Source organism: Kitasatospora sp. NPDC059817, assembly GCF_042731835.1.
Classification (GTDB): domain Bacteria; phylum Actinomycetota; class Actinomycetes; order Streptomycetales; family Streptomycetaceae; genus Kitasatospora.
This window is the reverse complement of record NZ_JBHWIR010000326.1, coordinates 1-4,846: the sequence shown is the minus strand read 5'-3', so window position 1 is coordinate 4,846 and position 4,846 is coordinate 1. Positions and strand designations below refer to the sequence as shown.

General features: G+C 67.2%; 4 protein-coding genes and 1 pseudogene. 1 reads left to right on the top strand and 4 read right to left on the bottom strand.

The window, feature by feature from the left end; translation table 11 throughout:
* Window positions 1-4: 4 nt before the first annotated feature.
* The 3 genes from ACFV61_RS34515 to ACFV61_RS34505 all read right to left on the bottom strand — a co-directional run bounded on the left by ACFV61_RS34515 (window position 5) and on the right by ACFV61_RS34505 (window position 3,152).
* Window positions 5-1,345 (bottom strand): FG-GAP-like repeat-containing protein, encoded by a 1,341-nt coding sequence (locus ACFV61_RS34515; RefSeq protein ID WP_380496043.1) that lies wholly within the window; start codon window positions 1,343-1,345, stop codon window positions 5-7.
* Between the two features lie 56 nt (window positions 1,346-1,401).
* A complete protein-coding gene (locus ACFV61_RS34510) occupies window positions 1,402-2,745 on the bottom strand; it encodes an FG-GAP repeat domain-containing protein (RefSeq protein ID WP_380496041.1) in 1,344 nt (447 codons plus the stop codon).
* Window positions 2,746-3,014: 269 nt separating this feature from the next.
* Window positions 3,015-3,152, bottom strand: coding sequence for a hypothetical protein (locus tag ACFV61_RS34505; protein WP_159398639.1), 138 nt, complete (start codon window positions 3,150-3,152; stop codon window positions 3,015-3,017).
* A 339-nt stretch (window positions 3,153-3,491) separates the two neighbouring features.
* Between ACFV61_RS34505 and ACFV61_RS34500 the strand changes: the two are divergent.
* A pseudogene (locus ACFV61_RS34500) lies at window positions 3,492-3,635 on the top strand (IS256 family transposase); the annotation flags it as partial.
* A 28-nt stretch (window positions 3,636-3,663) separates the two neighbouring features.
* Here the strand turns inward: ACFV61_RS34500 and ACFV61_RS34495 are convergent.
* On the bottom strand, window positions 3,664-4,614 hold the full coding sequence (locus ACFV61_RS34495; RefSeq protein WP_380496039.1) for a MerR family transcriptional regulator: 951 nt from the start codon (window positions 4,612-4,614) through the stop codon (window positions 3,664-3,666).
* Window positions 4,615-4,846 lie beyond the last annotated feature (232 nt).

The following is a 4,846-nucleotide window of genomic DNA, read 5'->3' as shown; positions in this document are numbered from 1 at the left end:
GGGTCTACCAGTCGGTGCCGATGTTGGTGCGGTTGCCGAAGGTGCTCTGGCCGGTGCCAGGGTAGAAGTACATGTCACCGGTGGATCCTTGGGGAGCCTGGACGGCAGCGATGTCCGTCCTGCCGTCGGCGTTGAAGTCGCCGCCGATGAGGTCGCGCATGATGTTCCAGCCGGTACCGGCGTTGATCGGCGCTGCGAAGGAACCGGCACCGTTGCCCGGGTAGATGTACAGATTCCCGTCAGCAGTACCGACCGCGGCGATGTCCGACTTCCCGTCACCGTTGAAGTCACCGCTCGCGAATTTACCCACGGTGTTCCAGCCGGTACCGGCGTTGATCGGGGCCGCGAAAGAGCCGGCACCGTTACCCGGATAGACGTACAGATTCCCGTCAGCAGTACCGACCGCGGCGATATCCGACTTCCCGTCACCGTTGAAGTCGCCACCGATGAGGTGGTCCAGGTTGTTCCAGCCGGTGCCCGCCAACCACGGCGTGCCGAACGCGCCGGCGCCATTGCCCGGATAGACGTACAGATTCCCGTTGGCGGTGTTCACTGCGGCGAGGTCGACCTTCCCATCGCCGTTGAAGTCACCCGGCGTCACATTGCTGACCGTGTCCCAACCGGTGCCGATCAGACTCCGCTCACCGAACGTACCGACACCGGTACCCGGGTACAGGTACATCTTCCCCGTCGCCGCATCCACCGCCGCCAGATCGGTCTTCCCGTCACCATTGAAGTCAGCCGACGCAAAACCCGTCATCCCCACCGGAGTCGCCGGCGGAGGCGTGGTGTTGTCCTCAACGACCTTGTTGAGACGGAGGGCCACGTAGCTGCTTGCCGGGTAGCTCGAGATGTTTCCGCTGTAGACGTTCCCGTTCCCATAGGTCACGTCGGTCCTCGGGTTCGACTGGTGGATGTAGGTGAAGTCCCCGGTCGCCTGGTTGTTCCACCTCACGAAGAGCACGACGTGGTCGCTGATGTTGTCCAGCGCGTCGCCGGGGCGGAGTTCGCTCTTGTTGATGCGCGTACTCAGCGATCGGCTGTCGAGGGTATTGGTGGTCGGCGAGCCGAGCCCGGTGGCCGACAGGTGCCAAGCCATCGAGATGAACCCTGAACAGTCGGTGCGGTAGGTGTGGCCGTCGCCGTCCCCGTACGTCGCGCCCTGGTTGTACTGGACGTTCTGGGCGTCCCAGTACTGGGCGCGCTGCAGGATCTCGGATCGGTTGACGGGGCCTCCGAGGGAGGAGCCGGCCTGGGCGGGCGGCGCGGTCAGGCCCACGGCGGCCATGGCGGCGATTAACGGAACGAGAACGGACGCGCGGCGGAAACGGCTGTTCTTGGGCATGGCTGTCTACCTCGATCTGGTCAATGGTGTGTGTCGGCTACTGAATTGGGGGGCGGCTACCAGCCGGTGCCGATGTTGGTGCGGTTGCCGAAGGTGTTCTGGCCGGTGCCGGGGTAGAAGTACATGTCACCGGTGGATCCTTGGGGAGCCTGGACGGCTGCGATGTCCGACTTCCCGTCGGCGTTGAAGTCGCCGCCGATGAGGTCGCGCATGATGTTCCAGCCGGTACCGGCGTTGATCGGGGCTGCGAACGAACCGGCGCCGTTGCCCGGATAGATGTACAGATTCCCGTCAGCGGTGCCTACCGCGGCGATGTCCGACTTCCCGTCACCGTTGAAGTCACCGCTCGCGAATTTACCCACGGTGTTCCAACCGGTACCGGCGTTGATCGGCGCTGCGAAGGAACCGGCACCGTTACCCGGATAGACGTACAGATTCCCGTCAGCAGTACCGACCGCGGCGATATCCGACTTCCCGTCACCGTTGAAGTCGCCGCCGATGAGATGGTCCAGGTTGTTCCAGCCGGTGCCCGCCAACCACGGCGTGCCGAACGCGCCGGCGCCATTGCCCGGATAGACGTACAGATTCCCGTTGGCGGTGTTCACCGCGGCGAGATCGACCTTCCCATCGCCGTTGAAGTCACCCGGCGTCACATTGCTGACCGTGTCCCAACCGGTACCGATCAGACTCCGCTCACCGAACGTACCGACACCGGTACCCGGGTACAGGTACATCTTCCCCGTCGCCGCATCCACCGCCGCCAGATCGGTCTTCCCGTCACCATTGAAGTCGGCCGACGCAAAACCCGTCATCCCCACCGGAGTAGCGGGGCTCTGGCCGATGGCGTTGACGATCTTCTGCGCGTCGGCCGCCTGCCCCTGGTAGAGGCTGGGATAGGCCGACTGCTGGACGCCTTGGCAGACCTCGCCGATCGACTTGCTCTGCCACGTGTTGTTCGGATACGTCGAGAGCATCGCGCTGATGAACTTGCGGGTCGTCGTCGCCGGGTCGAGCCGCTGCGCGGTGGTGCCCCACGAGGCCCGCTGCTGGAACAGGCCGACACTGTCGTGGTCCTCCATGTTCGGGTTGTTCCGCAGGGTGGATTCCACAATCGCCGTGGTGATCGCGATGACCTCGGCCTGCTGCGGTAAGCCGTTGGCCCGCACGGTGTTGACGATGGCCCGGGCGCAGGACATCCGGTACGCGTTCATCGCGTTCCGCAGGCTGCCGGTGAGCTGTTGGTTCAGTTGGGCGGCGGCGGTGGTGTCGGCGGAGGTGACCGTGCCGCAGGACACATCGGGCAGGGTCGCGTGCGCGGGGCTCGTCGCAATCATCATCCCGCCGGCCAGGACCGCACTCACCGCGAGAAGTTGCAGGGCGTTGCGCACAGTCCTCTTCATGGTGAAACGTTTCCTTCGTTCGCAGGTCGGATGTGTCGTCGCCAGAGACCTGGGCCACGACAGGTCGCGAGGGCACTGAGGGAATTCGCCTTCGACCGTGCGCCGGACAGGGCATGGACAAGCCCAGCGCGCAACACGTGAGAGCAGAGTGAGAACGCCCCGGTTCGGCGACGGCCCCGGTTCGGCGACCGCCCCGGCCGCACGGCGCCATCGCGGCGACGGGCGCGGCGCCCGGGCCGGTGACGTGCGGGTGGGCCCGAAGTGGGCTGCTACTGCCGGCCCATGGTGTCGATGCTCACCAGGGGCGGCGTCGGAAGCAGGGTGGCGGTGACGAGCGAGGTGGCGGTGACGAGCGGGGTGACGAGGGCGGCGACCGCGGCGGTCTTCGCGATGCGGGTGCGGATCATGGCAGGGCTCCTTCGGGACTCACGCGCAACAGGGAGTGGCCCGGATCCGGTGCGTCCCGCGGTGACGCTGCCCCGGTTCCTTTCGGCTGCGTGTCGCTGCCGTTGGGTACGATCCTGCCCGCCGACCAGTGGCCCAACTAGGGTTCTGTGCTGGCCTGAACCGGCCTTGGCCCAAGCCGTCCACCGTGGTCGGATGCGGACGCCCAGCGCCTCGGGCCGACGCATACGACTGCAGGGCGATCGACGTTCCGGAATGCGGCCGGTGACGGTTCGGACTGCGGCCCTGAACGTGGCGGCCATGGCCGACGGCCACCGCGAATCGTCCGAGGCGTGGACCGACTCGCGATGGTGTTCAAGCTGGTCGAGTCCGCCCAGGCCCGGTGGCGCGCCGTCAACGGCGCCCACCTGGTCGCGCTCGTCCGCGCCGGCGCTCGCTTCGACCGCGGCCTGCTCGTCGAACGTGCCGAGGCCCTCGCCGCCTGATCAGGGGCTGCGAGGGCCGGGCGGGAGGTTACACGGTGGTGGGGCTGCTGGTCCCGGCGCGCAGGGCTGCGATGAGCCAGGCGAACACGGGCGCAAGGCTCGGCGGGGCGGGCCATGCGTTGATCACGGTAAGGAGGTGCCAGTAGCGTTCCGCCCGAGGATCGTTGGCCGTCTCCAGACGCGTCAGCAACCACTCGCGCAGCTCGCCGTCGTCCGCACGGTTGAAGACTTGGGCATAGCGGGCGGTCAGGTCACCGACGATGGGTACAGCCTCGGCGGAGGCCGGGGCGATGCCGGCGTCGAGGGCGTCGCCGACCCGGTCGCGGACGGCTTCGGTGAGCTCCTGGTGCAGGCCGGTGGTGTCGCCCTGGGCACGCTCGTTCGCCTGGTGCTGGGCCATCCGTCGCACGGAGGCGCGGAAGTCCGGGTCCTGGGTGAGTTCGGCGAGTTCGACCCAGGCGTCGACCTGCTCGGGCTCGGGGTCGTCGGGCAGTTCGGGCATGGCCGAGCGCATCAGGGCCACGAAGTCGGGGTTGGCTTCGAGACCGCCGAAGGCGTCGTCGATGAAGTCGTTGACGAGGCGTCGGCGTTCGTCGTCGGAGAGCTTCGCGAGTTTGTGCATGAGGTCCATCTCCTTGGGAGTAGAGCCCCGTTTGGCCACCGCCCGCAGCACCGCGCGTCGCAGCCGGAGGGTGCGGATCTGCACCTCCAGTGCGTCGGCGTGGGCCGCCGCGACCGCGGACACCGAGACCTCCCGGTCCAGCACCTGCCGAATGACGGCAAGTTCCAGGCCCAGGTCGCGAAGAGTGCGCACCAGATCCAGGCGTGCGAGCGCAGTGAGGTCGTAGAGCCGGTAGCCAGCCGGGCTTCGGTCAGTCGACGGCACGATCCCGATGTCGGAGTAGAACCGTATGGTCTTGACCGTCAGTCCGGTCCTACGGGCCAAAGCCCCTATCGTGAAAAGTCCGTCGCCGTCCATGCCCCCACCCTCACGTCTCCCCCTGGTGGAGACTCAAGTCATCTTCCCTCCACCCACCACCCGCCACCCCACGGGACCGAGACAGCTGCCTCGTCCACAGGTCTTGACAATGACTCGCGACGCGGCCTGGCCGAAGCCCGCGCTGACCGAGGTCGGGGCCCCCCCCCGGGCGGGGGGGGCCCACACCCGGCCCCGTGACCGGCGGGGGGGGAGAGGAGATAAATAATTATAG

Bases quoted from the DNA above. Each gene is read 5' to 3' on its own strand.
- ACFV61_RS34515 (WP_380496043.1), bottom strand. From the start codon at position 1,345: ATGCCCAAGAACAGCCGTTTCCGCCGCGCGTCCGTTCTCGTTCCGTTA.
- ACFV61_RS34510 (WP_380496041.1), bottom strand. From the start codon at position 2,745: ATGAAGAGGACTGTGCGCAACGCCCTGCAACTTCTCGCGGTGAGTGCG.
- ACFV61_RS34505 (WP_159398639.1), bottom strand. From the start codon at position 3,152: ATGATCCGCACCCGCATCGCGAAGACCGCCGCGGTCGCCGCCCTCGTC.
- ACFV61_RS34495 (WP_380496039.1), bottom strand. From the start codon at position 4,614: ATGGACGGCGACGGACTTTTCACGATAGGGGCTTTGGCCCGTAGGACC.